Below are 24,058 nucleotides of genomic sequence, written 5' to 3'. Positions count from 1 at the left end.
GGACAGAAACATGCGCAAGGCAATGATTGTATGGGGCGGTTGGCCCGGGCACGATCCCGATCTCTGTGCTTCGATGATCCGTGGTTGGCTGAAGGCTGAAGGCTTCGAGGTGCGGACTGAAACCACCACCGCCGCGTTCGCCGATCCCGCGATTCACGACCTGTCGCTGATCATCCCGATCTACACCATGTCGACAATCGAGAAGGCGGAAGCGCTCAATCTCTGCGCTGCGGTCCGGAGCGGCGTCGGGCTCGCCGGCCATCATGGCGGCATGGGCGACGCATTCCGCGATTCCGTCGACTACCAGTTCCTGTGCGGCGGGCAGTGGGTTGCGCATCCCGGCAACATCATCGACTACAAGGTCGACTTGACGAAGCCGGATGATCCCATCATGAAGGGCCTGAAGAGTTTCGAGCATCGTTCCGAGCAGTACTACATGCATGTCGACCCCGCCAACGAGGTGTTGGCGACGACGACCTTCACCGGCGAGCACGCGCCCTGGATCGAGGGCGTGGTAATGCCCGTGGTCTGGAAGAAGCGATACGGCGCGGGCAGGGTGTTCTATTCCTCGCTCGGCCACCGCGCTTACGAACTCGACGTATCGGAAATCCGAACGTTGATGACCCGCGGCATGCTGTGGGCGGCGCGCGAATGAATGCTGGTGCGAGCCAGCCGGTGATTCGTGCCACGCTTGAGGACGTTGCGCGCACGGCGGGTGTTTCGCTCGCCACGGTCGACCGCGTCGTCAACCGGCGCGAGGGCGTGCGCGCCAAGACCGTCGCGCGGGTCGAGGCCGCGGTGGCAAAACTCGGCTATCGAGCCGACGTCGCGGCCGCGCGGCTTGCCCGCGGGCAGACGTTCCGCTTTGCCTTTGTGCTGCCGACGGGCAGCAACAGCTTCATGACCAACCTGACCGAGCAGGTCCAGCGCACCGCAGACTGGCTCGCCGGCCAGCGCGGCTTCATTGATATCCTGCGTGTCGACGTGTTCGATCCGGACGTACTCGCCGCCGCGCTGGAAAATCTCTCGCCTGCCTATCAGGGCGTCGCCGTGATCGCGCTCGACCATCCCAGGGTGCGCGCCGCGATCGACGAACTCACTGCGCGCGGGGTCGCTGTGGTGACCCTCGTGTCGGACGCGCCGAGCTCGCGCCGGCTGCACTATGTCGGCATCGACAACCCGGCGGCAGGCCGCACCGCTGCAACGCTGATGGGACGGTTCCTCACTGGTCGCAAGGGGACGGTGGCCGTCATCGCGGGATCGTTGTCGCTGCGCGATCACACCGAGCGGCAGTTCGGCTTCCACCAGATCCTGTCCAGCGAGTATCCGAACCTGCACGCGCTGCCCGTGATCGAGGGCCGCGACGACAGCGAGCGCACCCGGGAGCTCACTGCGGCACTGCTCGCGCGCCAGCCCGATCTGCGCGGCATATACTGCTGCGGCGCCGGGAACCGTGGCATCGCCGACGCGCTCGAGGCCTCGGGACGGTCGCGCGAGGTGGTCTGGATTGCCCATGAGCTGACCCAATACACGCGGCGTTTCCTGGTCCGCGGCACGCTCGATGCCATCATCAACCAGGATCCCGGCCACGAGGCACGGTCTGCGGCGCGAGTCCTGCTCGCGCATTGTTCGGGTGAGCCGATCAGCCCCGACCAGGAGCGCATCCGCATCGACATTTTTCTGCGGGACAATCTGCCGTAGCCTCGACTGACCTGCGGGGCGCATCAGAAGCTCTCGGCCATTGCGGCCAGACGTTGGTGGGCTCTTTCGCGGGACGCCTCGATGGGCTGTTGTGGTCCAGTGGTTGGTCCGATCGGAATGAAACGGACATTGCTGATGCCGACAAAACGCAAAATTTCGCGCAGGTAAGGCGTTGCCATGTCGATGCGCCCGCGGTTCATTCCGGTGGCGAAATCGCTGCCACTGGCAATGATGACGATGGTCGGCCGGTCCTTCAGCAACGGGATATACCCCAGCGACGGATCGAACCGAAAGGTGAGCCCGGGCTGGACGATGATGTCGAACCATTGCTTGAGCTTATAGGGAATACCGAAGTTCCACATCGGCGTCGAAATCAGCACCCGCTCGGCGAGCGCTAAGCGCACCGCCATCCGCTCGGCTTCCGCGAAGCTGTCGCGCTGCGCGTCGTTGAAGGCCTGCGCCTTCATCCGTGCATATTTGGCTTCGACAATGGGGCCTGAAAATTCCGGCAAGCGCTCGCGCCAGAGATCCATAACGTCCACGTCCCAGTCGGGCCGAGCTTGGCGAAAGCCGTCGAGGAAAACGCGTGCGCCGGCGCCTGACCAGGAGTCGTCGCGGGGCGAGCAGGACAGGTGCAGGAGCTTCGCCACCGTTCATCCCAGCGCTTTGATGACCGCATCGGCCTTGGTCACGACGGCGACGTTCTGCATGGCGAAATTGATCGACGCGGCGTGCCAATCGGCGTTCATGGTCGAGCAGCAATCCTCGGGAACGATCATGAAGTAGCCCTTGTCGGCACCGGTCCGCGCTGTGTGCTCAACTGACATGTTGGTCCAGGCGCCGGTGTTGATGATCATGTCGCGGCCGGTGGCTTTCAGGATCGTTTCGAGCCTCGTGCCTTCCCAGGCACTCATTCGCACCTTCTCGACCACGAAATCGCCGGGCCGTGGTTCGAGACCTGACACCGGTGCCGCCCCCCAGCTTCCGCGCACCATCGCCTTGCTGTCGACGAGACCCTCGAACAGCGGCGCATTCAGCGTCACGCCGGGCGCGCCGGGCTCGACGACGAACCAGACATGAATGATGGCCACGCCTCGCGCCCGCGCCGTTTCGGCCAGGCGGCGGACATTCTCGACGACGCGCTGCTGCTTCGCGTGACCTGGCGCGCCGGAATCGGCAAAGGCGCCGCCATCCATGATGACGTCGTTCTGGAGATCCTGGATGATCATGGCGCAGCGTCGCGGGTCGAGCTGCATTTCGCCGTCGGCAAGGATGGGGGCAGCGGAAGCAGAGCCCGCGGCCGCAGTGCCGCTGCCTCGCTTGCCGCTCATATAGGGCTCGTGGCGCGGTCCGACCCTGGTGGGAATTGCATAGACCGAGTGCGTCGAAGTCAGGTACAGCGTGCGGAAATCCGGCCCGCCCCAGGTAAGGTTGGCGACGAGTTCGGGCAGGCGGAGCTTGCCGAGCAGCTCGCTCCGCGGCGAATAGACCCAGACCCCGCCGGGTGCCGTAACCCAGACGTTGCCGTGCTGGTCGCACTTCATGCCGTCGGGCAAGCCGGGCTCGAGCTCGGAGCGGATGGCGCTCGCGAACACCCGCGCGGTCGACAGGGAACCGTCAGAATTGACATCAAACACGCGGATGAGTGCCTGCACGGTGTCGTTGACATAGAGCAGTTTCTCGTCGGGCGAGAAGCACAGCCCGTTCGGCTGGTCGAACAGATTGCGGTCCACGACGAGCTTCGGGTCGGCGCCGGGCACGACGCGATAGACGCCTTGGAAACCGAGCTGCCTCGGCCGCTCGACGCCATAGACCGGCATGCGGCCATACCAGGGGTCCGAGAAATAGATCGCGCCGGAGGAGTGCACGCAGACGTCGTTGGGGCTGTTGAGCTCCTGTCCCCCAAAGTGCGAGGCCAGCACCTCGCGCCGTCCGTCCGGCCGCTCGCGGATCAACGACGATGTCGCGTGCTCGCAAACGATCAAATTGAGCTCGGCGTCATAGGTCATGCCGTTGCATTTGTTCGAGGGACGCTTGACCTCGGCGACGCCGCGCCGCGCATCCCAGCGCCGGCGCACGTCGCCCGGCATGTCTGAGAACAGCAGATAATGATCCACCGGATGCCAGATCGGTCCTTCCGTAAAGTCAAAACCGGTGCCGATTTGCGCGACTGGTGCGTAGGGATCGATCAGGGTCTCGAATTCGGAGCGCAAGGTGACGTGGGTCATCGGTCGATCCTCTGGCGTCTAGGCCGGAAACCAGTTGCGCTGGGGCAGAGACTGCACGACCGGCCCAGGCACCTGGTCATGCAGCCGGCCGACGACGTTGCCGCCTTCGATTTTGGCGGGGCGGTCGTGGACCGGCAGCAGATAGCGCGAATTGCTGAGCAGCTTTTTGATGGCGGCCTTCTCGGCCCGCTTGGTGGTGCCGTGGTTGCCAGTGGTGCGCGGCTCCCAGTCGTGGATCTCGTTGAAGGGCGTCACGATCTGGTCGTTGAAATCATAGATGACGTCGCCGCAGATGGTGGCGATGCCGTCGGCCGTTTCGACGATGATATTCATCGATCCCTCGGTATGCGCATTCGCGGCGTCGCAGTAGACACCCGGCATCAACTCGATGGGACCTGTGATCTCGAGGTCGAGAAAGCGCAGCGCACTCTTGGTGTGCAGACGGTCGATCAGATGCTTGATATCCGGTGCCGGATATTGCGGATGCATCAGGCCGGACACAGAATATTCAAGCTCCCGACGGTTGAGGACGACGGTCGTGTTCATCGGAAACAGATCGTCCTTGCCGGCGTGGTCGATGTGCAGATGGGTGTGGCAGACGAAACGCACATCGCCCATCCGCACGCCGTGCCGCGCAAGCTGGTTCTCGATCATGTGCTCGTGATACTGCAGGCCGCGCATCCCCAGCGTTTCCATGATCTGGTTGGAACGGTAACCGGTGTCTACCACGACCGGATACTTGCCGCCGAGGATCAGGAAACCGAGGGTGAGGACGCGGCGGGTGCGGCCGCAATCGCGGCCGAGAACCAAAAAGCTCGATTCCAGCTCAATATCGCCATAGTCCAAAATCTTGATCTCCAGCGGCATTCCGTCCCTCCCTGTGTCCGTTCTCGTTGTTTCCTCGGCGCTCAGAGCCGATAGACGCGCATAGCGGTGGTCTTGAAAATGGCTTCGCGCTGATCATCGCGTAGCGGCGCCGCGGCGGCACGGAATGCATCGATCAACGCGCGATAGCTGGTCCACAATTTCTCGATCGGAAAATTCGAGCCGAACAGGCAGCGTTCGGCGCCGAAGATCGCAATCGTATCGGTCAGGACGGATGCGATATGCGCGGGGTCGTTGCGGTGGATGAAGGTTCCGAGCCCCGATAGTTTCGACACGACGTTCGGGCATGCGGCGAGGCGGGCCATCCCGGCGCGCCACGCGGCGCGGCCTGCCGGTGAAAGGTCCTCCAGCATGCCGGCGTGCTGGAGGATAAAGGTCACCTTAGGGCAGGATTCCGCAAGGCGCGCAGCGTCAGGCATCTGTGGCGTGAACACCTGAAGGTCAAAGCTCCAGCCATAATCCGCAAGGCGGGCGATATTGCGCTGGATCACGGGATCGGTGCAAAGGTCCGGCCGCGCGGCAAAGCGATAAAGCGGGTTCTCGTGCCAATGCAGTTGCATGCGAACGCCGCGTACGAGGGCATAACGCTTCAGGCGGTCGAGCTGTGGACGCACGTCGTCCACCGAAAAGTCGGCGTAAGCTACGATGGCATGCGGCCAGCCGTGCTCCTCGGCGGTCTGCTGCACCCAAGCGGCCTCGTCCTCGAAGCGGTCATTGGCCCAGTTGGTCTGGACATAGACCGAGCGGGTAACGCCGCTGCCCTCGATGTCGCCGAGATATTCCTCGATCGGGTAATCGCGCCGGATCGGCTCGTACGGACCGAAGATGCGCGGCTGCATCGGACCCACCAGCCAGGGCAGGTCGGTCTGGCGCCAGATATGATGGTGCCCATCGACGACGTCGGTCACGCAACTCTCCTTTGTCCCAGCGCCAGCACATGCGCGACGATCGACGCGCTCGAGCCACCATCGACGAGGTCGTCGACGAAGCGTTCGATCGCGACCAGCGCTTCGGTCTGCGGGCGAAAGTCGGGACCAGCCGCGAGCGGTGTCAGCCAGCTCACGCGCCACGCACGGCGCGATAGTTTCGCGACCGCATCGCGCAGCGCATCGGGTTCGCCCCGTTCCAGGCCGTCGGAAACGATGATCACGGCAGCGCCCCGCGCGTATCCACCGAAGCGGGGCACGGCGAGAAACGCCTGAAGCGCATCGCCGATTCGGGTGCCGCCGTCCCAGTCGCTGACCGCATGGGCCGCCGCCCTGAGCGCCTGCTCTCGGCGTTTGAGTCGCAACGGGCGGGTGATGCGGGTCAGCCGCGTGCCGAAGGTGAAGACCTCGACGCTGGGCGCCGCCTGCACCAACGTGTGCGCGAACTTCATATTCTCTTCGGTGCGGGTCTTCATCGAGCCGGAGACGTCAATCAGAAGCAACATCTTGCGTGGGCGCTGCCGCCGCTTCAAACGCCCCAGCCGGAGAATTTCGCCATCGCTGCGAACGGAGTCGCGCAGGGTGCGGCGCAAATCGGCGTAGGGTCCGCTGCCAGCCCGCATGCGGCGATGGCCGCGCCGCTTCGGCAGGCGCCTCGGCGCCTCGCGGGACAGCCGGCGCAGCGCATCGGTGGTCGAGAGCTGCGCAAAGCGGCGCTCGACCAGGGTTTCGGCGCGCGCAGCTGCGAGACCGGACTCGTTGGCCTCGTCCGACAACAGCGGCTCGTCGTTTCCACGGGCCTCCTCTTGCAGCCGAACAGTCTCGTCGTCCTCACCGTCATCGACGCGCTCGATTGCCTCGTTTCCGCGAAAGTGCAGATCGAACAGCCGGTCGAACGTTGCGCGACGCTCCGGTGGAGGAGCCAGTGTTGCGAGGGCTGCCTGCCGAATGTCCTCCAGGCTGCGGGGACCGAGCAACTGGATTGCGGCCAGGAACGACGTCGTCTGTTCCGGTGCGACGGCAAATCCGTTCGTTCGCAACAAGCCGACGAACGAGATGAATACACGCGCAGCGCGCGGCAGTTCGGGTTCGGCGCTCATGCAGAGGCTTCCGCCAGCAGGGCATCGAGGCGCGGCGAAATGAAGTGCAGATCCTCCTCGTCTTTCAAGGCAACGCCGATCGAGCGCCTGAAGGCATCAGGCCACCGTGCGCCGCCCTTGTGCAGCAGCGTGGCGGCCTCGGCCCAGTCGACGGCCTCGGCGATCCCGGGCGCCTTGCTGAGTGGTTCGCGTCGCAGCTTCTCGACGGCGGCGACGACGGCCCGCGCGGTGCCCTCGGCGACGCTGGAGGCCCGCATCATCACGATGCGCGCTTCGCGCTCGGCGGAGGGATAGTCGATCCAGTGATAGACGCATCGCCTCCGCAACGCTTCATGAAGATCCCGCGTGCGGTTCGAGGTCAGGACGACAACCGGGCGCTCAGAGGCGCGAACCGTACCGCGCTCCGGAATCGAGATCTGGAAGTCGGACAGGAACTCGAGCAGGAAGGCTTCGAATTCTTGGTCGGCGCGGTCGATTTCGTCGATCAGCAGCACAGTTGAGTCAGGTGCGCGCAGCGTCGCCAGCATCGGTCGCTCGATTAAAAACGTTTCGCCGTAGATGTCGACGCTCTCATCGCCGGCCTGGCGGATTGCGAGCATCTGGCGCGGATAGTTCCATTCGTAGAGTGCGGCAGATGCGTCGATGCCTTCGTAGCATTGCAGGCGGATCAGGCGGCGGCCGAGGACCGCGGCAATGGCTTTGGCGGCCTCGGTCTTGCCGACGCCCGGCGCGCCCTCGAGCAGCAATGGCTTGCCGAGTGCCAGCCCGAGATAGGCTGCGGTCGCCAGCCCCTCGTCGGCAAGGTAATAGGCTGCCCGAAGCGCTTTCTCCAGTGCCTCTGGGCTGTCGATGCCGACGATGTTGCTGCGGACGGCCATCGAGACCTCAGCGCCGCGCCTGAGGGCGCGCGCCGCCCTCCTTGATCGCGCGCAGCACCTTCTCCGGCGTAATCGGCAGATCGTCGATGCGCACGCCGACGGCGTTGAAGATGGCGTTCGCAACCGCCGGCAATACGGGATTCGCGCACATTTCGCCGGGCCCCTTGGCGCCGAAGGGGCCATCGGGAGCGGGGCGTTCCAATACGGCGATGTCGTGCGGGCAGATATCGCCAGGACCGGGCATGACATATTCGACGAAGTCGCGAGGGCCGTGGACCGGGTCGGGATAATAGGGTTCTGGCGTCTCGTAGAGCGCGTGACTGACGCCCATCCAGGCGCCGCCGACGAGCTGTTGCTCGACCAGGCGCGGGTTGAGCGCACGGCCGAGCTCATAGGCAGAATCCATGCGGATCATCGTGACCTCGCCGGTCTCGTCGTCAACCTCGACCTCGGCGACGAGACAGGCATGGGCGTAACAGGTCGCCGGCGTCATCTCGCCGGTTTCCGGATCGACATTGGACAGAGGAACCAGGAAGATGCCACGACCCGCGATAGTCTTGCCCTGCTTGAACTGCGCGGCGATGGCGACGTCCTTGGTGGAGATCGAGCGGTGCGGCGCGCCCTTGACGTGGATGTTGCCACGTCCGTCGGTTTCGAGATCGGCGGCGTTGACCTCAAGTTCTTCTGCGGCCGCCTCCATCATCACGCCGCGCGCCTCGCGCGCCGCCGCCATCACTGCATTGCCGACGCGATGGGTGCCGCGCGAGGCGAACGAGCCCATGCAATGCGGGCCGGTATCGGAATCGGCGGTATCGACATAGACGTCCTCGACCGGTACGCCGAGCGTCTCTGCGCAAATCTGCCGCGTGACCGACTTCATGCCTTGGCCGAGGTCGATCGAGGACAGCGCCACGGTGAATTTGCCGCTCGGATTGGAATGAACCAGGGCTTGGCTGGGATCGCCGCCGAGGTTCATGCCTATGGGATAATTGACCGACGCGATGCCGCGTCCGCGATGTCGCGTCATCTCAACGCCTCCTGGTGCCGAACACGGATGAGAACCGGGCCGCCCCATGCGAGGGCGATGTTGGTCGCGGTGGCGGTGCGGGCGGTGGGGGCTCGCGCGGGGGTTCGCGCGACGCGGCCGTTGGCAGGCGATCATAGCTCGTGCGCTGCTGCGCCGGCGCGGTCGTCCGTACGTGGATGTCGGCAGGCGTCCGCGGGATGGCAGCGCGGCTGCCGCCTCCGTCTTTGCGGGAGGAGGCGCGCTTGAACTCGTCGCGGATCGGCCATTTGGCTTTCTCGGCCGCGACCTGGACGCACTCGATCAGCGCCGTGTTCTTGGCCTCGCGCCGATGCGCCTTCATGTCGCCGTCGCGATAGGCATTGAGGATGCGGAACTCCATCGGATCCATGCCGACGAGGTTCGCGAGCTTGTCCATCTGGCATTCGATCGCAAAGTCCATGGCGGTGACGCCGAAGCCGCGCATCGCGGTTGCAGGCGTACGGTTGGTGAAGACGCAGTAGACGTCGCCATAGACGTTCGGGATGGTGTAGGGTCCTGGCAGATGGGCTGCGCATTTCACCGCTGCATAACTGGAGAGCCGCGTATATGCGCCGCTGTCGAAATATGCGCGGATCTTTCTCGCGACGACGCGGCCATCGCGCATCACGCCGTCCTTGATGTAGATGCGCTCGGCGCCGCGCGGCGGGCCGTATTGCATCTCTTCTTCGCGTCCGAACACGTAGCGCACGGGACGTCCCGTCAGCATCGCACCCAGGATGCATAACGGTTCGGTCAGCGTGTCGACCTTGCCGCCAAAGCCGCCGCCGACGGTGCCGCCAATGAAATGGAAGGTGTTGGAAGGGACGTCGAGGATCTTGGCGCAGGTGTCGACCGAGAAGAACAGCGCCTGCGTCGACGTATAGACGACATAGCGCCCGTTGGTGTCGGGCGCCGCGATCGACCCATTGGTTTCGGTCGGCGCGTGCTCGATTGGTGACATCTGGTAGCGTTGTTCAAGCACGTGATCGGCGGTCGCGAGTGCGGCATCGGCATCGCCGAAGCGGAGCTTTTGGTGGTCGTATGTGTCGTGATAAATGAAGGCATTCTTCGGATAGGTATCGTTGACGACGGGCGCGCCGGCCTTCAGCGCATCTTCCACGTCGAACACGGTTGGCAACGGCTCATAGTCGATCCGCACCTTTGCGATCGCCTCGAACGCCTCGCGCTCGCTGTCGGCGACGATGGCCAGGATCGGCTCACCCTTGTAGCGGACCTTGTCGACGGCCAGCGATGGTTCGTCGTCCTTGCCGAAATTGATCAGGCTCAAAAGTGTGTTGAGGTTGCGGGGCACGTCGGAGCCGCGGATGATCCGGCGCACGCCGGCTGAGCGCTCGGCGTCCGCGGTATCGATCCGCCGGATCCTTGCATGCGAATGGGTCGAGCGAACGACTTTCAGGTGCAGCATGCCCTGGAGCTTGTGGTCGTTGAAATAGCTCGAGGTGCCCGTGACATGGCCAAGCATGTCCTGGCGCTGTGTGCCCTTGCCGATCTCGTTGAGATTATCGTCGCGCTCGTCGGCGAAGATGTCCTTGCGTAGTTCCAGCATGATCTGGTCCTTCAGGCGCTCACCCTGCCGCCGGAGGCGGCGAGGATGGCGTTGATGATCGGCTCGTAGCCGGTGCAGCGGCAGATGTTGCCGGAGATCGCCTCCACGATCTCGGCGCGGCTCGGGGAGGGATTGCGGTCGAGCAGCGCCTTGGCAGCCATCAGCATGCCCGGCGTGCAATAGCCGCACTGGGCAGCAAAATTCTCGGCGAAGGCGCGCTGCAGCGGATGGAGGTTCGGTCCCTGCTTCAGGCTATCCAGCGTCTCGACAGAGCGGCCGGCGACGGTCTCGGCCAGCGTCAGACAGGAGAGATGGAGCTCGCCGTCGATCAGGACGCTACACGTGCCGCAGCCCCCCTGGCCGCAGCCGAATTTCGGCGTCATGTCGCCGATCAATTCGCGAAGCGCGACGAGCAGGTTGGTGCCGCCATCGACGAAAATGGCGACATCGCTGCCATTGTGACGAAATTGCAGGGCAGTCTTGGCCATACGATCTATTCCTGACCCAAGAGAAGACGACGCAGATGGACGCCGACGATCTCGCGGCGGTACCAGGCGCTGCCGAGCGCGTTGTCGGAGGGCGATGTTCCTTCCGCCGCTGCGGAGGCTGCGGCCGCAACGGTCGCGGCATCGAGCGAGCGACCTTCCAGAGCGCGTTCGGCCGCCCGCGCACGTATTTGCGTCGGCGCCATCGATCCCAATGCGATTCGTGCCCCGGCGACCCGCCCGCCACTGATGGGCAGATGTGCGGCGAGCGTGATGACCGAGCCGCCCTTGGGCTTGATCCGTGCGATCTTGCGGTAGCGAAAAGCCTCCGCGCTAGTCGGTCGCGTGCATGACACCGACAGCACGAGCGCGCCCGCCTGCCTTTCACGTGACTGCAAAAACTCCTCAATTGGAATGTCGCGCGATCCAAAGCCGCCTTGCAGGGCCACCGTGGCATCGAGCGCAAGCAGGGCGACGGTGAAATCGCCATAGGGATTAGGCGCAAACAGATTGCCGCCCACCGTACCCATGTTGCGCACCGCCGGGCCGCCAATCGAGCGGGCAGGGGCGTGCAGGAAAGCGAGGTCACGCTCGCCCAGAATCCGGGCGAAAGTTACGCCAGCACCCAAGGTGATCCGCGGACCAGATGGGTCGATGCGCGTCAAGGCTTGGTCATTGGCGCGCACGATGGTCGAGAGCGAGATATCGCCTTCGTTCAGAGCGCGCATCACGAGCGTGCCGCCACCGAGATAGCGAGCGGTGCGATCGGACGACAGCGCGGCGGCGGCCTCGCTCGAGCTTGTGAAGGTCTTCACCGTCACAGTCATGTTGACACAGCCTCCTTGAGGTGTCGGCGGATCGCTACGAATCCCGCTTGGTAGATATCTTCCGCGACCATGTGGGTGATACGATCCTTGTCCTCCGGCCGCGTCGAGAAGCGCGATTCCCAGTGCCAGAAGGTACGGTCGCCGTCCGTCACGGGCAGCAGGCGGACGTGGGCTACGTAGTTGAACATCGGGACCGGCGTATCGAGCAGGCAGTAGCTGAAGGTCTGCTCCAGATCCGACAGCGTCAGCAATTGCTCGCGCAGCTCCGAGCCGTCCTGCAGCTTGAACCGCCTGACGCAGCCGATCTTGTCCGAGGCCTGCGCCCGCTCGATCGTGGAGGCCGCGACCGCCGGATGCCAGCGATCGTGCCCGTTGAAATCGCGCAGCACCGCCCACACGGACCCGGTCGGCGCATCCAGGATCGTGCTCTTGACGATATGCGGCACTGCGCTCAGCCTCCGAACTGGCGTTTGAGGGCGTCGAAGCCGCCCTGGAACACGCCGCCGCCGATATTCGCGACAAGCTCCGCCTCCCGCTCGGGTGCGCATTCGAACTCAGCGGTCCATTCCATGAAGGTCTGGTCGCCATCCGTGACCGGCGTCAGCCGAAGCGTCGCGACGTAGTCCTCGACCCCCATCGGGGATTCGAGGATCGAGTAGGTGCAGAACATGTCGTAATCGGACAGGCCAAGCAGCTTTTCCCGGATGCGATCGCCGTTGCGGAGGCGAAAATCCCTGACGCAGCCGATCTTGTCGGAGGGCTCGCCACCCTCGATGCGGCTTTCCGCAATCGCGGGATGCCAGTTCGGCAGACCGTTGAAGTCGCGCACGCGCGCCCAGACGCGATCGTTGCGCGCCTTGACGACGGTCGAGACGTAGACGCGGGCCATGGTGCGACCTCAGCTCTTCTTTCGGGGGCTGCGCTCGGCGGGCGGCTCGCCGTCGGCTGCAGGCGAGGGTGCAGCGGCTGGCTTCTCGCCACCGCCGCCGCTCTTGCGCGCGGAGTCCTTGATGCCCTGCATGTCGCGAGCTTCCCGGATCAGGCCTGGCATCTTGGCGAGGCTGCCACCTTCGACGCCGATGTCCGCCAGAAGCGAATCGATCAGCGGCGCCTGGACGCGGTAGCGCAGCGCCGAGTCGATCACCTCGTCGGTGGCGCTACGGCCGCCATTCCCGCCATGGCCGTTGCCGTTGAGACCATCGACTTGCAGGATGCGGATGCCCTCGATCTTCTCCATCGGCTTGACGCTCTCACGGACGATGCCCTCGATGCGGTCGAGCAGCTTTCTACGGAATAGCGAGTAGCGCGCCTGGTCGGTCAGCACGTTCTCGGCCTCGTTGAGCATACGCTGCGCCTCGGCCTCGACTGCAGCGCGGATCCGTTCGGCTTCCGCGGCAATTCGCGTCTCCTCGGCCTGCTTCTCGGCGATCAGGATCTCCACGGTCTTGCGACGCTTCGCGATCTCGCTCTCGCGCGCGGTTATGACGCGCTCGGTGGCTTCAGTGGCATGCACCCGCGCTTCCTCAGCCGAGGCCTTGGCCGCGGATTCCTCCAGCGACTTGAGGTGGATAGCAATCGCCTTTTCCATCAAGACGGTCTCGACCTCCTTCTCGCGATTGATTTCGAGCTTGCGCAACTCGCGCTCGCGGCCGATGCGGGCCTCGTCGAGGCCGCGATCGGAGGCGATGCGGGAGCGCTCAACCTCTTCCCGCGCGGCAATCTCGGCTTCCTGGAGCGACTGGACGCGAGCGACTTCGAGCTGTTCGATCGAACGGCGGCGTTCGATTCGCGCCGCCTCTAGCGCATGCTCGCGCGAGACGTCGGTGGTCTCGACCTCCTTGCGCGCGACAATCTCGGCCTGCCTGACCTGGCGGTCGGCGTCGATGCGCTCGGACTTCTTGGTCGAGAGCGCGATGACGCGGTCCTCATCCGCGATCTCGATCGCCTTCTTGTGCTCGATATTGAGGACTTCGCGCTTCTTGGAGGACGTGATCCGCTCGGCCTCGAGCGCGAGATCGACGCCGATGCGCTGGCGCTCGATGGCGTCGCGGCGCTTCAACTCGGCCGCCTCGAGCACGGCTGAGCGCTCGATCTCGAGCGCGCGTGTGTCACGCTCGGCCTGGATACGCTCGGCTGCAACGGACTTCTCCTGCGCGATCCGGGCGGCTTCGATGGCTTCCCGCGAGGCAATGTCGGCTTCCTCGACGGCGCGGTTGCGGGCGATTTCCAGCGACCGCACGCGCTCTTGCTGGGTGATGCGGGCAGCTTCGGTGGCTTCGCGCGCCGCGACCTCTGCGACTTCCAGCGTCTGATTTCGCTCGATTTCCAACTGCCGGGTATTCTGCTCGACCGCGATGCGCTCGACGGCGAGCCTGTGCTCCCGGTCGATTCGCGCCGCCTCGACCGCGCGCTGCGCCTCAATCTCGGCTTCCTGGATGTTACGCACCTGCTGGATCTCCAGCGCACGGGTGCGCTCATCGGATGCGATGCGCTCGACATTGACAATCATGGTCTGGGCGATGCGGGCCTTTTCGGTCGTCTCGCGGGCAGCAATCTCGGCTTCGTCCACGGCGCGGGTCCGGTCGATCTCGCGGCGCCGGGTCTCCTCTTCGTTAGCGATGCGGGCGTCGGTCACGACGCGGTCCTGCTGGATACGCGCTTTCTCGATCGCTTCGCGGGCGGTGATCTCGGCTTCCTCGACGGTCCGCATCCGCTCGATTTCGCGCTGGCGCACCTCGCGCTCGGAAGCGATGCGGCTGGTATCGATCGAGCGCTGGTTGGCGATCCGGGCTTTTTCGATTTCCTCCCGTGCGAGCAGTTCCTTCTCCTCGATGGTGCGGGTGCGCTCGATCTCCCGCTGGCGGGTCTCACGCTCCGAGGCGATACGGGCTTCGGCGATCGCCTGGTCGTTGGCGATTCGCGCCTTCTCGATGGTTTCACGGGCGGAAATCTGCGCCTGCTCAGCTTCGGTCTCGCGCAGGGCCCGTTCGCGTGCGACCTCGGTGCGTTGCAGGGCGCGGCGCATCTCGATGTCACGCTCCTGTTCGAGGCGCGCCGTCTCGCTTTCGCGTTCGATCTCGAGAGCCTGCCGCTCGGCCTCCAGGTTGCGGGAGCGGATCTTGATCATCGAATCCTGCTCGATGTCGTTGCGCAGTTTGCGCTTGGCCTCGATGTCCTCCATCAGGCGGGTCAGACCTTCGGCGTCGAAGCGGTTCGAGGGGTTGAAGAATTCGAGATCGGTCTGGTCGAGATCGGTGATCGCGACTGATTCCAGCTCGAGCCCGTTCTGGGCGAGGGCCTCTGCGGCGTTCGCCTTGAGGCGGGCGACGTACTCACCGCGCTGCTCGTGCATCTGCTCGAGGGTCATCTCCGAGGCAACGGAACGAATGGCCGAGATGAATTTGCCGGCGAGGAGGGCGTGGAGCTGTTCGGGCTCCATGGTGCGGCGGCCGAGTGTGGCGGCCGCGATAGACACGGCTTCGCGGGTCGCCTGCACGCGGACATAGAAATCGGCCTCGATGTCGACGCGCATGCGGTCACGGGTGATCACGGCGTCCTGGCGGGAGCGCACGATGCCCATCGGCTGCACGTTCATGTTGACGGGCGTGTAGTCGTGGATGAACGGCAGCACGAAGGCGCCGCCGTTGATCACAACGCGCTCGCCGAGCAGGCCGGTCCGGACGAATGAGGTCTCCTTGGACGAGCGGTGATAGAGCCAGTTCACGATGTAGACGCCGACCACGATCACCACGACGGCGACGATCAGCCAGAGGATCAATTCACCGACCAGAGTCCCTGACATGTTTCTCTCCCTCGACCTTTCGGCGTTATCGCGCGCCGATCGCCTTGAATTTGCGAACCTGATCCGTCAGCGCCCGCTCGACCGGCAGCCGTTCCATTGAGGAGGCGCCGTAGAAGCCGTGGCAGTTGCGTGTGTTCCTCATGATGAAATCGGCATCGTCCGGATCGCAGATTGGTCCGCCGTGAGCGAGCACCAGAATGTCCGGATTGACGCCGAGCGCGGCGGAGGCCCAGGTGTCGATGTGCGCTGGGCAATCGGTCAGCTTGAGTGCGGTCTGCGCGCCGATGCTGCCCCCGGTCGTCAGGCCCAGATGACAGACGATGATATCCGCGCCTGCGATCGCCATCGCGGCAGCTTCCTTCTCGCTAAAGACGTAGGGCGTCGTCAGCAGGTCCTTCTCGCGCGCCTTTGCGATCATGTCGATCTCGAGGGCATAGGACATACCGGTCTCTTCGAGATTGGCGCGGAACACGCCGTCGATAAGGCCGACGGTCGGAAAGTTTTGTACGCCAGCGAATCCGAGCGCTTTCAATTGGTCCAGGAAAAGATCCATGTCGCGGAACGGATCCGTGCCATTGACGCCGGCGAGCACTGGCGTCCTGGTCACCACGGGCAGCACTTCGCCGGCCATCTCCAGCACGATGGCGTTGGCGTCGCCGTAAGCCATCAATCCCGCGAGCGAGCCTCGGCCGGCCATGCGGTAGCGGCCGGAATTGTAGACGACGATGAGGTCGACACCGCCGGCCTCCTCGCACTTGGCCGACAGGCCGGTGCCGGCGCCGCCGCCGACGATGGGCTCGCCGCGCCTTGCCATCTCGCGGAAGCGATTCAACAGTGCAGCGCGTTCAAACCGGGCCATCGGTCACCTCGCTAGTCTCCGGCGCGCCCCAATGCGGCCGAACAATGTTCGGAACGCGCTGACGATGGTGGAGGCGAACTCGGGGTCATTGATATTCTTGGGAATGCGGATGAGCTGACGGTTGGCGGTCTGCCGCACGTTGCGCTCCAGCGTGCGGAACAGCGCCGCATCGGCGTCCGGATCCCAGAATGACTGTCCTCGCGCGTCGAGCGCGGAGACACCGCCCTCAGGCAGGAAGAAGCGCACCGGGCCGTCCATCCGGTTGAGCCGGTCGGCGATCCAGTGCCCCATGCGCTCGTTCTCCTCTGCAGTGGTGCGCATCAGCGTGACCTGCGGGTTGTGGACGTGGAATTTCCTGCCGCGGTAGCGCTCCGGGATGGTCTCGGGGGCGCCGAAATTCACCATGTCCAGAGCGCCCACCGAGCCGACATAAGGCACCCGGCTGCGGATGATGGCGCCAAAGCGGTCGTCGATGGCCGGGAACACGCCGCCCATCAGGAGATCGCCGACCTCCGTGGTCGTGAGGTCGATGACGCCTGCGAGCTGTCCGGAATCGACGAGCTTCTCCATTGAGCGTCCTCCGACGCCGGTGGCGTGGAAGACCAGGCACTCGAAATCCTCGCGCAAGTCGGCCGCGATCTTCTGCCCCGCCGGCGTGGTGACACCAAACATGGTGATGCCGACCGACGGCAATCCGCTGTCGCCGCGATCCTTCCGCGAATGCTGATCAAGGCGCGCCTTGACCATGCCGGCCAGCGCGTTGGCGCCGTTGGCCAGCACGGCGCGCGAGATCGAGTTGAGGCCCTGAACGTCGGTAACCGAATGCATCATGGTGATGTCCGCGGGGCCGACATAGGGCCCGACGTCGCCAGAGGCGACGGACGAGACGATGAGCTTCGGCACCCCGACAGGAAGCATCCGCATACCGGGCGCGACCAGCGACGCTGCGCCCGAGCCACCGGCAGAAATCACGCCGGCAACATTGTTCTGGCGTCGCAACCAGCTGGCGAAGGCCTCGGCCATCGCGGCGACGGCGGCGCCGCGGTCGGGTCCGAATACCGCCGATCCGCCGCGACCATGGTTCAAGGCAATCTCCTGGGCGGAGACGTCGCTGGCCGCGTGCCTGCCGCTGGTGGAGACATCGACCAATCGGGTTCGCAGGCCGGTCCCGGCGATGATGTCGCGGATGAAGCGGAGCTCCGTGCCCTTGGTGTCGAGCGTACCGACGACGAGGACGACCGGAGGGCCCTGCGTTTGTGCGGCGACCGGTTCGCGCCGTCGCCGTGCCGTCTCGTCGAGTCGCATCACCTGTGTCGAGAACATGCGGGCCGCAGCCTCGATGCGGGCGATCGGCACAGGTTGCGACCACCGTGTCGGCGGCGTCGGGTTTGACATGTAGATGCGGATCGCGCCGCCTGGACGCGTCTGCTGCGGACGAGGCTTCGCTTCCGTATCCGCCGGTGGCACGTCGAGGTCGAGCTCGAGTCCGGCGTGCATTCCGACACCGAGCAGGCGCTGCTGCAGTTCGCGATCGGCGGCAAGCCGCACCGAATCGATGATGCGGTTGACGCGGCCGTTGACCATGATCGCGACATTGCGCGACACGGCGGTCGCCACGCCGATATTCTGCTCGATCACGAGCACGGACATGTCGCCGTCCTCGCCAAGTCGTAGCAGCATCTCCTCGACCTGGGCCACGATGACGGGCGCGAGCCCCTCAGTGGGCTCGTCCATGATCAGGAGCCGCGGGTTGGTGAGCAACGCGCGCGAGATCGCAAGCATCTGTTGCTCGCCGCCGGAGAGCTGGCCGCCGCCGTGATCCTTGCGCTCGGCCAACCGCGGAAACGTCTTGTAGATGCGCTCGACCGTCCAGGCGCCGCGGCGCAAGCCGGCGGCAAGCCGCAGATGCTCATCGACGCTGAGTGAACGCCACAGCCGCCGTCCCTGCGGAACGTAGCCGACGCCGAGTCGGGCTATGTGGGCAGGCGGCTGTCGGGTGATCTCATCCCCGCGGATGCGGATCGAGCCGCCGCTGACCGGCACCAGCCCCATGATGGCCTTGCATAGCGTGGTCTTGCCCATGCCGTTGCGGCCAACGACCGAGAACACGCCGGCCTCGAGCGTCAGATCCACGCCCTGCAGCGCATGCGAATGGCCGTAATAGACGTCCAGGCCGCGGACTTCGAGCGCGGCGGCGGTACTGCGGACCTCATTCATGGCCGCCTCCGAGGTAAAGCTCCTGCACTTCGGGATCGGACTCGATCTCTTGCGGACGGCCTTCCTTGAAGATCCGCCCGTTGTGCATCATCGTGACGCTCTCGACGACGCGCAGGGCGACGTCCATGTCGTGCTCGATGATGATGTAGCCGATATGCGCGGGCAGGGAGGTCAATATCTCGATCAGCTCGGCACGCTCGGTCGGCGACAGCCCCGCGGCGGGTTCATCGAACAGGACGAATCGCGGCGCGCCGGCAAGCGCAAGTGCGATCTCGAGCTGGCGCTGCTGGCCATGCGCGAGCTCGGCAACGCGCTGATCCTTCACGCCCGAGAGATGGACGGCCTGTACGAGATTTTCGGCCGCGTGCATCAACGCATCGTTCTGACCGGGGCGGAGAAACGAGAAGCGTCCCCGTGAGACGCCACGGCAGGCGAGGTAGACATTGTCCTGGACGGTAAGGCCCGGAAACAGCGCGGAGATCTGGTAAGTCCGGCGCAGGCCACGGCGGATGCGCTCATAGGGCGGGAAGTGCGTGACGTCCTCGCCGAAGAAGCGGATGGTGCCGGAAGAAGGTGGGAAGTCGCCGGTGATGCAGTTGAACAGCGTAGTCTTGCCGGCGCCGTTAGAGCCAAGCACGGCGCGCCGTTCGCCGGGGCGGACGGTAATGGTGATGTCGGTGAGTGCCGCCAGCGCGCCGAACAGACGTGTCACGCCGCGCAGCTCCAGCGCCGCGCCGGCGCCCACGACAGAGAGGCGTTGCGCGACGCTATCCATGGTGGGATCCTTGGCTGGATCCTTCAGATTCTCGGCCACGTCGTCCGCTTGAACTTGCCGCGCCGGAGCGTTGGCGGCGCCGCCAGCTCTGCCAGAGTCCGATGACGCCGTCCGAGGACCAGAACACGATAGCGAGGAAGCCGAGGCCGATCAGGAGCCGAAAGCGGTTGCCGTCGAGCCCCAGCTTGACCAGGAAGTCGAGTGCGAAGGTCCGCAGCAGTACGAAGATCAGCGCGCCGATAAAGGGTCCGATGGGACGCGTGATGCCGCCGACGACTGCGATGATGAGGATATCGATGCAGGCCCCAACGCTCACGGATCCCGGCGAAATCTGCCGGTAATTCCAGACCTGGAGTACCCCTGCCAGCGCCGCGACGAAGGACGCGAAGACGTAGGCCGCGACGCGATGCGCATTGACGTTGAAGCCGAGTGCCGCCATGCGGCGGGGATTGTCGCGGACACCTTGCAACGCGAGGCCGAACGGTGCGCGGGAGATGTAGTCGACGGCGAAGTAGCACAGCGCGGCTACTGCGAGGACGATATAGTAGAATGGAATGTCGGCGCGCCAGTTGACGCCCCAGAAATGCGGTGTGGCAACGGTATTGATGCCGGTATGACCGTTGAAGATCGCCCAGTTCTGGTTAGTGAAATAATAGAACGCCGCGCCGATCGCGAGCGTGATCATGATGGTGTAGATGCCCTCGGTGCGCACCGCCAGCGCGCCGCCGAGCGTGCCGAATATGGTCGCGAGCGCGAGCGCCATTGGGACCGCAAGCCACCACGGCCAGCCCAGGCTGATATTGGCGTTGCCGCTGACGCCAAACACCGCGACCATATAGGCGGAGAAACCCGCGATGGTGAGCTGCATCAGGCTGACCATGCCGCCATAGCCGGCAAGAAACATCAGACTCAGCGCCATGGTTCCGAGGATCAGCGTGGTCGCAAAGATCTCGATCAGGAAGAAGCCGTTGGCGATCAGGGGCATGATTAGGAGAATGGCCGCGACGGCCCAGGCCGCCGGATTGTCGATCTCCGGCCATCCGCGCAATTTCGAGCGCTGCACCGCAGTGGCGGGACGAACCGGGACGCGGGCGTCGTGGGCGAGGGACATGTCAGCGCCTCGTCAACAGGCCCTGCGGCCGAATTGCCAGCACCAAAACCATGATCAGGAAGGTCACGACGATGGCGTAGGTCGGGATGTAGACCGAGCCGAGCTGTTCGGCGAGGCCGATGATGAGCGCGCCCAGCGCAGCCCCTGGGATCGAGCCCATGCCACCGACGATCACAACGACGAGGGAGGCGAGCAGGAAGCGGATATCCTCGCCGGGTGAGAGCGACTGGAACGTTCCGCCGACAACGCCCGCAACGCCAGCGAGGCCGGCGCCGAGCGCAAACACCACCACGAAAACGAGTTGGATCCGTACTCCGGTCGCAGCCAGGATGTCGCGATCGTCGACCCCGGCGCGGATGATCATGCCGATGCGCGTGCGGTTGAGCGCCAGCCACATCGCCACGCCGATCACGACGGAGGCGACGAAGATCACGAGTCGGACCAGGGGATAGCGGAGATAGACCGGCTCACCTGAGGACTTGACCGCAGTGACCAGCGGCAGCTCCACAGGTCCGATCAGCCAGTTCGGGGTCTGGATCTGATAGAAATCGCCACCGCATGCCCACAGCATCAAATCGGCGAACACGATCGAGAGTCCGATCGTCACCATGGTCTGGCGCAGGTCCTGGCCTTCCATGCGGCGGAAGACGAGGACCTGGAGCAGGACGCCGACCAGTGCCGTCAGGATGAAAGCGACGATGAAGCTGAGGACCCATGAACCGGTCGCGACGCTGATGGCGTAGCCGACATAGCCGCCGAACAAATAGAGCGAGCCGTGCGCGAGGTTGACGTTACGCATTAAGCCGAAGATCAGCGTAAAGCCGCTGGCGACGAGGAAATAGAGACCGCCGAGCGTGATGCCGTTGAAGAGCGCGTTGAGGAAGACCCGCTTGCGGCCGAACGCATCTTCGACGCTCTGCGGCCACACTGCGAAAATTAGCCAGAGTGCTACCGCGATTGCGATGATGACAATCAGTGCCCAGGCGGGATGGCGTTCGACAAAGCGGGTCATGATCGCCGCTCCGTCTTCGCGTCACCCCATCTCTCACCCCGCAAGCGGGGCGGAGGGGCACGCAGACCGTCGCCGGCCGCAAGCCCTGCCATGAACGTGCGCTCCCTATCGCGCGCGATCCTCGTTTCGGGATCGCGTTTGTCGCATCCTAATGCGGCTGTAACGGAGGCGCTTGATCGTGAGTATCTTTTCGCGTGACCTCAGGCGCGCAAAACCTTGGCCGCGCGGCGATAATCGGTCGGCGCCATGCCGACATTGGCAGCGAAGAAGCGGGTGAATCCGCTCTGCGACGAGAAGCCGAGATCGAAGCCGATATCGGCGATCGGCGCTTCGCTCGCCACCAGCGCCTCCAGCGCCTGCTCCATCATCAGCGTGTTGAGATAGAGGTGTGGCGTGACGCCGGTCTGGGTGCGGAAGAGCCGGTAGAAATGCGGCCGGGAAAGGCCAGATTCGCGCGCGATGGTATCGAGCTCGATCTCGGCGCCAGGACTCTCCGACATCATCTTGATGCACTTGCGCACACGAAAATCCGTGACGGAACCGTTTGCGCGCGGATCGCGCGCGGTCGCCGCCTGTTGCCAGCTTTCGTCATAACAGATGTCGATCAGGCTTCTCAGCTCGCCATCGAGGCTGTTGAGCGAGGGAGCGCCGCACACGAGGGCGGCTGCGTGCCTGATGTGCTTGTCCAGCGCAACGGACCGCGTGAACTGGGTGCGGCCGAAGCGCAGGCGGTCGGCGCCGGGCGCGTCGGGCGCAAACCACTCCGCATTGACGTAGAGCACGAAGAAAACGGCGCCGCCTTCGAGATCGGACGGCAGGAAATTATGCGGCTCCCACGGATTGACCGCGACGACGGAACCTTCGGTGAGCTCGTAACGTCCGTCACTGACATCGATGCATGCGGAACGCCCGCCGACATGGAAGATCAAATGACCTTCGCGATGTGCGTGGATGTTGAAAGGGCGGTTCAACTGATAGACCGTCGCCCGACCAAAGCGGCCGTGGAAGACGGCGAGCGCCCGGCTCATGCCTCTCCTCCCAAAAGCTCTTGGTATTTTTTGGTAGCGTTCAACAACCGAGGAGAGAATGCAAGGGCGCACGTGTCGCGCTTCTGGCAAATCTCTCCCCGGCCGGTCATCGCTCGCGAATGAGACTAGGTCAGTATTTCTTACATTCCGGTACTGTGCGGCTCGGCAAACCGATTTTGGCGAACACCGCGGGATCGTAGCCCAGCGTTTGGTTGACGTCCGGGATCACCTTCACGACCTTTGAGAACAGCGCGCCCTTGCCGTCGTCGACGACCTCGGTGACAAAGTTGGTGCCGATCGCCTGGCGGTTGGAGTCCAGCTTGATCTTGCCGTTGGGTGCGTCGATCTCGATCTTGGCAAGGGCCTCCTTGTACTTGGCCTGATTGTTGGAGAGATCGCCATTGACCTGGCGGAGCGCCTGGATCAGCGCCATGGTCGAGCCGTAATAGTTGGTGGCGAGCAGCGATGGGCTCGGGAAGCGCTTGTTGGGCGGGAAGGCGTCCTGATAGTCCTTCACGAACTTCTGCCAACTTGGGTTCTCCCAAGTGTCGGCCTGGCCGCTCGCGGCCAGCGTGCCGATCAGGGCATTCTTGGCGTTTCCCTTGGACGACAGGATGGTCTGGTCGATCATGATCGAGCCGCCCATCAGATGCGCCTTGCCGCCGGCCTGCTGGTACTGATTCAGGAAGTTGACGGCGTCGGCGCCGCCGAGGCCGAGATAGATTGCGTCGACGTCGTCGGGCAGTGCGGCGATGACCGAGGCAAAGTCCTTGGTGCCGAGCGGCACCCATTGCCGGTTGGTGACCTGTCCGCCGGCACCGCAGAACTCGAGCACGAGGCCGAACACCTGCGTATAGATGAAGGAGTAGTCTTCGCCGACGGTCGCGATCTTGCGATACTTCTTTTCGTCATAAGCATATTTGCCGAGGCCCACCTGCCACTGCGCACCGTCCATGTTGTAGCGGAAAAAGTTCGGAGCCGGATCGACATAGGTCGTTTCCTGGGCCCCGGAGGCGGCGTTGATGAAGGTCAGTTCGGGATGGGTCTTTGCAAAATTTTTGACCGCGATGCCTTCGTCACCAGAGAGCGGCGACAGCAGGATCTGTACCTTGTCCTGCTCGATCAGCTTGCGCACGGCTCGTACGGCGGAGTCCGGCGTCGCGTCGGTCGAGGCGATGACAAATTCGAGTTCCTTGTCGCCGACCTTCTTGCCGAGGACGTTGAGGGCCGTCTGGAAGCCGCGGATGCCGTCCTCGCCGAGTACGGTGTAGGTGCCTTCGAGCGTCGCGGTGACGCCGACCTTGATCTTCTCCTGTGCGAAGGCGGTGCCCGAAAGTAACAGGCTGCTCAACGCGATCAGTCCTAGACTGCCTTTCAACATTGCTCTCCTCCCTGGGCGTTCTTGTCACTGTTTTTCACCGCGCCTTGACGCGCCCGCCGCGCGGTGCGGCGTTCGGACAAGGCTAACGGTGCTTGAAACGGAGGCTAACCGAACTCCGATGCAGCGCACGTGCTGGAGCCGTGCGCGGCTTAACGGGCAGTCTCATTTTGAATGTTGCGTCGCGATTAACATCGCGGTGCAACAGGCGTCAGGCTTCCCGATTTGCACCCG

22 protein-coding genes are annotated in these 24,058 nt (G+C 64.4%); 2 read left to right on the top strand and 20 right to left on the bottom strand.

The genetic code is table 11. The features are described from left to right. The first annotated feature begins 10 nt into the window (after positions 1 to 10). Both AC0L23_RS23690 and AC0L23_RS23685 read left to right on the top strand, forming a co-directional pair. Positions 11 to 655, top strand: coding sequence for a ThuA domain-containing protein (locus AC0L23_RS23690; RefSeq protein WP_473297693.1), 645 nt, complete (start codon positions 11 to 13; stop codon positions 653 to 655). After that, complete coding sequence (locus AC0L23_RS23685; protein WP_247338701.1) at positions 652 to 1,701, top strand: LacI family DNA-binding transcriptional regulator; 1,050 nt, start codon at positions 652 to 654, stop codon at positions 1,699 to 1,701. Before AC0L23_RS23690 ends, AC0L23_RS23685 begins: the two co-directional genes overlap by 4 nt. A gap of 23 nt (positions 1,702 to 1,724) precedes the next feature. On the opposite strand, the gene AC0L23_RS23680 is transcribed toward AC0L23_RS23685, so the two are convergent. From AC0L23_RS23680 to AC0L23_RS23585, 20 genes are all read right to left on the bottom strand, one after another. Continuing rightward, a complete protein-coding gene (locus AC0L23_RS23680) occupies positions 1,725 to 2,351 on the bottom strand; it encodes an FMN-dependent NADH-azoreductase (RefSeq protein WP_247338704.1) in 627 nt (208 codons plus the stop codon). Between the two features lie 3 nt (positions 2,352 to 2,354). Continuing rightward, complete coding sequence (locus AC0L23_RS23675) at positions 2,355 to 3,929, bottom strand: isochorismatase family protein (protein WP_085394193.1); 1,575 nt, start codon at positions 3,927 to 3,929, stop codon at positions 2,355 to 2,357. 18 nt (positions 3,930 to 3,947) lie between these two features. Next, on the bottom strand, positions 3,948 to 4,796 hold the full coding sequence (locus AC0L23_RS23670) for an MBL fold metallo-hydrolase (RefSeq protein ID WP_007593031.1): 849 nt from the start codon (positions 4,794 to 4,796) through the stop codon (positions 3,948 to 3,950). A 41-nt stretch (positions 4,797 to 4,837) separates the two neighbouring features. After that, a complete protein-coding gene (locus tag AC0L23_RS23665) occupies positions 4,838 to 5,722 on the bottom strand; it encodes an amidohydrolase family protein (protein ID WP_085394194.1) in 885 nt (294 codons plus the stop codon). Continuing rightward, a complete protein-coding gene (locus tag AC0L23_RS23660; RefSeq protein WP_473297689.1) occupies positions 5,719 to 6,840 on the bottom strand; it encodes a vWA domain-containing protein in 1,122 nt (373 codons plus the stop codon). Before AC0L23_RS23660 ends, AC0L23_RS23665 begins: the two co-directional genes overlap by 4 nt. Further along, a complete protein-coding gene (locus AC0L23_RS23655; RefSeq protein ID WP_018458729.1) occupies positions 6,837 to 7,718 on the bottom strand; it encodes an AAA family ATPase in 882 nt (293 codons plus the stop codon). The genes AC0L23_RS23660 and AC0L23_RS23655 overlap by 4 nt, the downstream gene beginning before the upstream one ends. A 7-nt stretch (positions 7,719 to 7,725) precedes the next feature. After that, positions 7,726 to 8,745 carry a xanthine dehydrogenase family protein molybdopterin-binding subunit gene (locus AC0L23_RS23650; RefSeq protein WP_473297687.1) on the bottom strand — a complete coding sequence of 340 codons (1,020 nt, stop codon included), beginning with the start codon at positions 8,743 to 8,745 and terminating at the stop codon, positions 7,726 to 7,728. 1 nt (position 8,746) lies between these two features. Further along, the gene (locus AC0L23_RS23645) at positions 8,747 to 10,330 is read right to left on the bottom strand and encodes a xanthine dehydrogenase family protein molybdopterin-binding subunit (RefSeq protein ID WP_473297685.1); all 1,584 of its coding nucleotides are present in this window, start codon (positions 10,328 to 10,330) and stop codon (positions 8,747 to 8,749) included. 11 nt (positions 10,331 to 10,341) lie between these two features. Further along, the gene (locus AC0L23_RS23640) at positions 10,342 to 10,818 is read right to left on the bottom strand and encodes a (2Fe-2S)-binding protein (protein ID WP_007593025.1); all 477 of its coding nucleotides are present in this window, start codon (positions 10,816 to 10,818) and stop codon (positions 10,342 to 10,344) included. A gap of 5 nt (positions 10,819 to 10,823) precedes the next feature. Continuing rightward, the gene (locus AC0L23_RS23635) at positions 10,824 to 11,642 is read right to left on the bottom strand and encodes an FAD binding domain-containing protein (protein WP_018458732.1); all 819 of its coding nucleotides are present in this window, start codon (positions 11,640 to 11,642) and stop codon (positions 10,824 to 10,826) included. Next, positions 11,639 to 12,088, bottom strand: a complete 450-nt coding sequence (locus AC0L23_RS23630; protein ID WP_018458733.1) for an SRPBCC family protein — start codon at positions 12,086 to 12,088, stop codon at positions 11,639 to 11,641. Before AC0L23_RS23630 ends, AC0L23_RS23635 begins: the two co-directional genes overlap by 4 nt. A gap of 5 nt (positions 12,089 to 12,093) precedes the next feature. After that, on the bottom strand, positions 12,094 to 12,531 hold the full coding sequence (locus AC0L23_RS23625) for an SRPBCC family protein (RefSeq protein ID WP_018458734.1): 438 nt from the start codon (positions 12,529 to 12,531) through the stop codon (positions 12,094 to 12,096). Positions 12,532 to 12,540: 9 nt separating this feature from the next. Then, positions 12,541 to 15,444: a flotillin family protein gene (locus AC0L23_RS23620; RefSeq protein ID WP_026233647.1), complete on the bottom strand. Its 2,904-nt coding sequence runs from the start codon at positions 15,442 to 15,444 to the stop codon at positions 12,541 to 12,543. 25 nt (positions 15,445 to 15,469) lie between these two features. Further along, the gene (locus AC0L23_RS23615; protein WP_473297681.1) at positions 15,470 to 16,303 is read right to left on the bottom strand and encodes a phosphoenolpyruvate hydrolase family protein; all 834 of its coding nucleotides are present in this window, start codon (positions 16,301 to 16,303) and stop codon (positions 15,470 to 15,472) included. Between the two features lie 3 nt (positions 16,304 to 16,306). After that, complete coding sequence (locus AC0L23_RS23610) at positions 16,307 to 18,520, bottom strand: ABC transporter permease (protein ID WP_018458737.1); 2,214 nt, start codon at positions 18,518 to 18,520, stop codon at positions 16,307 to 16,309. After that, positions 18,513 to 19,295: an ABC transporter ATP-binding protein gene (locus tag AC0L23_RS23605; RefSeq protein WP_007593014.1), complete on the bottom strand. Its 783-nt coding sequence runs from the start codon at positions 19,293 to 19,295 to the stop codon at positions 18,513 to 18,515. The genes AC0L23_RS23610 and AC0L23_RS23605 overlap by 8 nt, the downstream gene beginning before the upstream one ends. After that, a complete protein-coding gene (locus tag AC0L23_RS23600) occupies positions 19,288 to 20,406 on the bottom strand; it encodes a branched-chain amino acid ABC transporter permease (protein ID WP_473357446.1) in 1,119 nt (372 codons plus the stop codon). The genes AC0L23_RS23605 and AC0L23_RS23600 overlap by 8 nt, the downstream gene beginning before the upstream one ends. A gap of 1 nt (position 20,407) precedes the next feature. Beyond that, positions 20,408 to 21,418: a branched-chain amino acid ABC transporter permease gene (locus AC0L23_RS23595; RefSeq protein ID WP_018458740.1), complete on the bottom strand. Its 1,011-nt coding sequence runs from the start codon at positions 21,416 to 21,418 to the stop codon at positions 20,408 to 20,410. 200 nt (positions 21,419 to 21,618) lie between these two features. Next, positions 21,619 to 22,446, bottom strand: coding sequence for an AraC family transcriptional regulator (locus AC0L23_RS23590; RefSeq protein ID WP_027569321.1), 828 nt, complete (start codon positions 22,444 to 22,446; stop codon positions 21,619 to 21,621). A gap of 130 nt (positions 22,447 to 22,576) precedes the next feature. Next, the gene (locus AC0L23_RS23585; protein WP_026233649.1) at positions 22,577 to 23,827 is read right to left on the bottom strand and encodes an ABC transporter substrate-binding protein; all 1,251 of its coding nucleotides are present in this window, start codon (positions 23,825 to 23,827) and stop codon (positions 22,577 to 22,579) included. Positions 23,828 to 24,058 lie beyond the last annotated feature (231 nt).

Source organism: Bradyrhizobium sp. MI1.4 (assembly GCF_055811315.1).
This window is presented reverse-complemented; position numbering and strand designations above follow the sequence as displayed.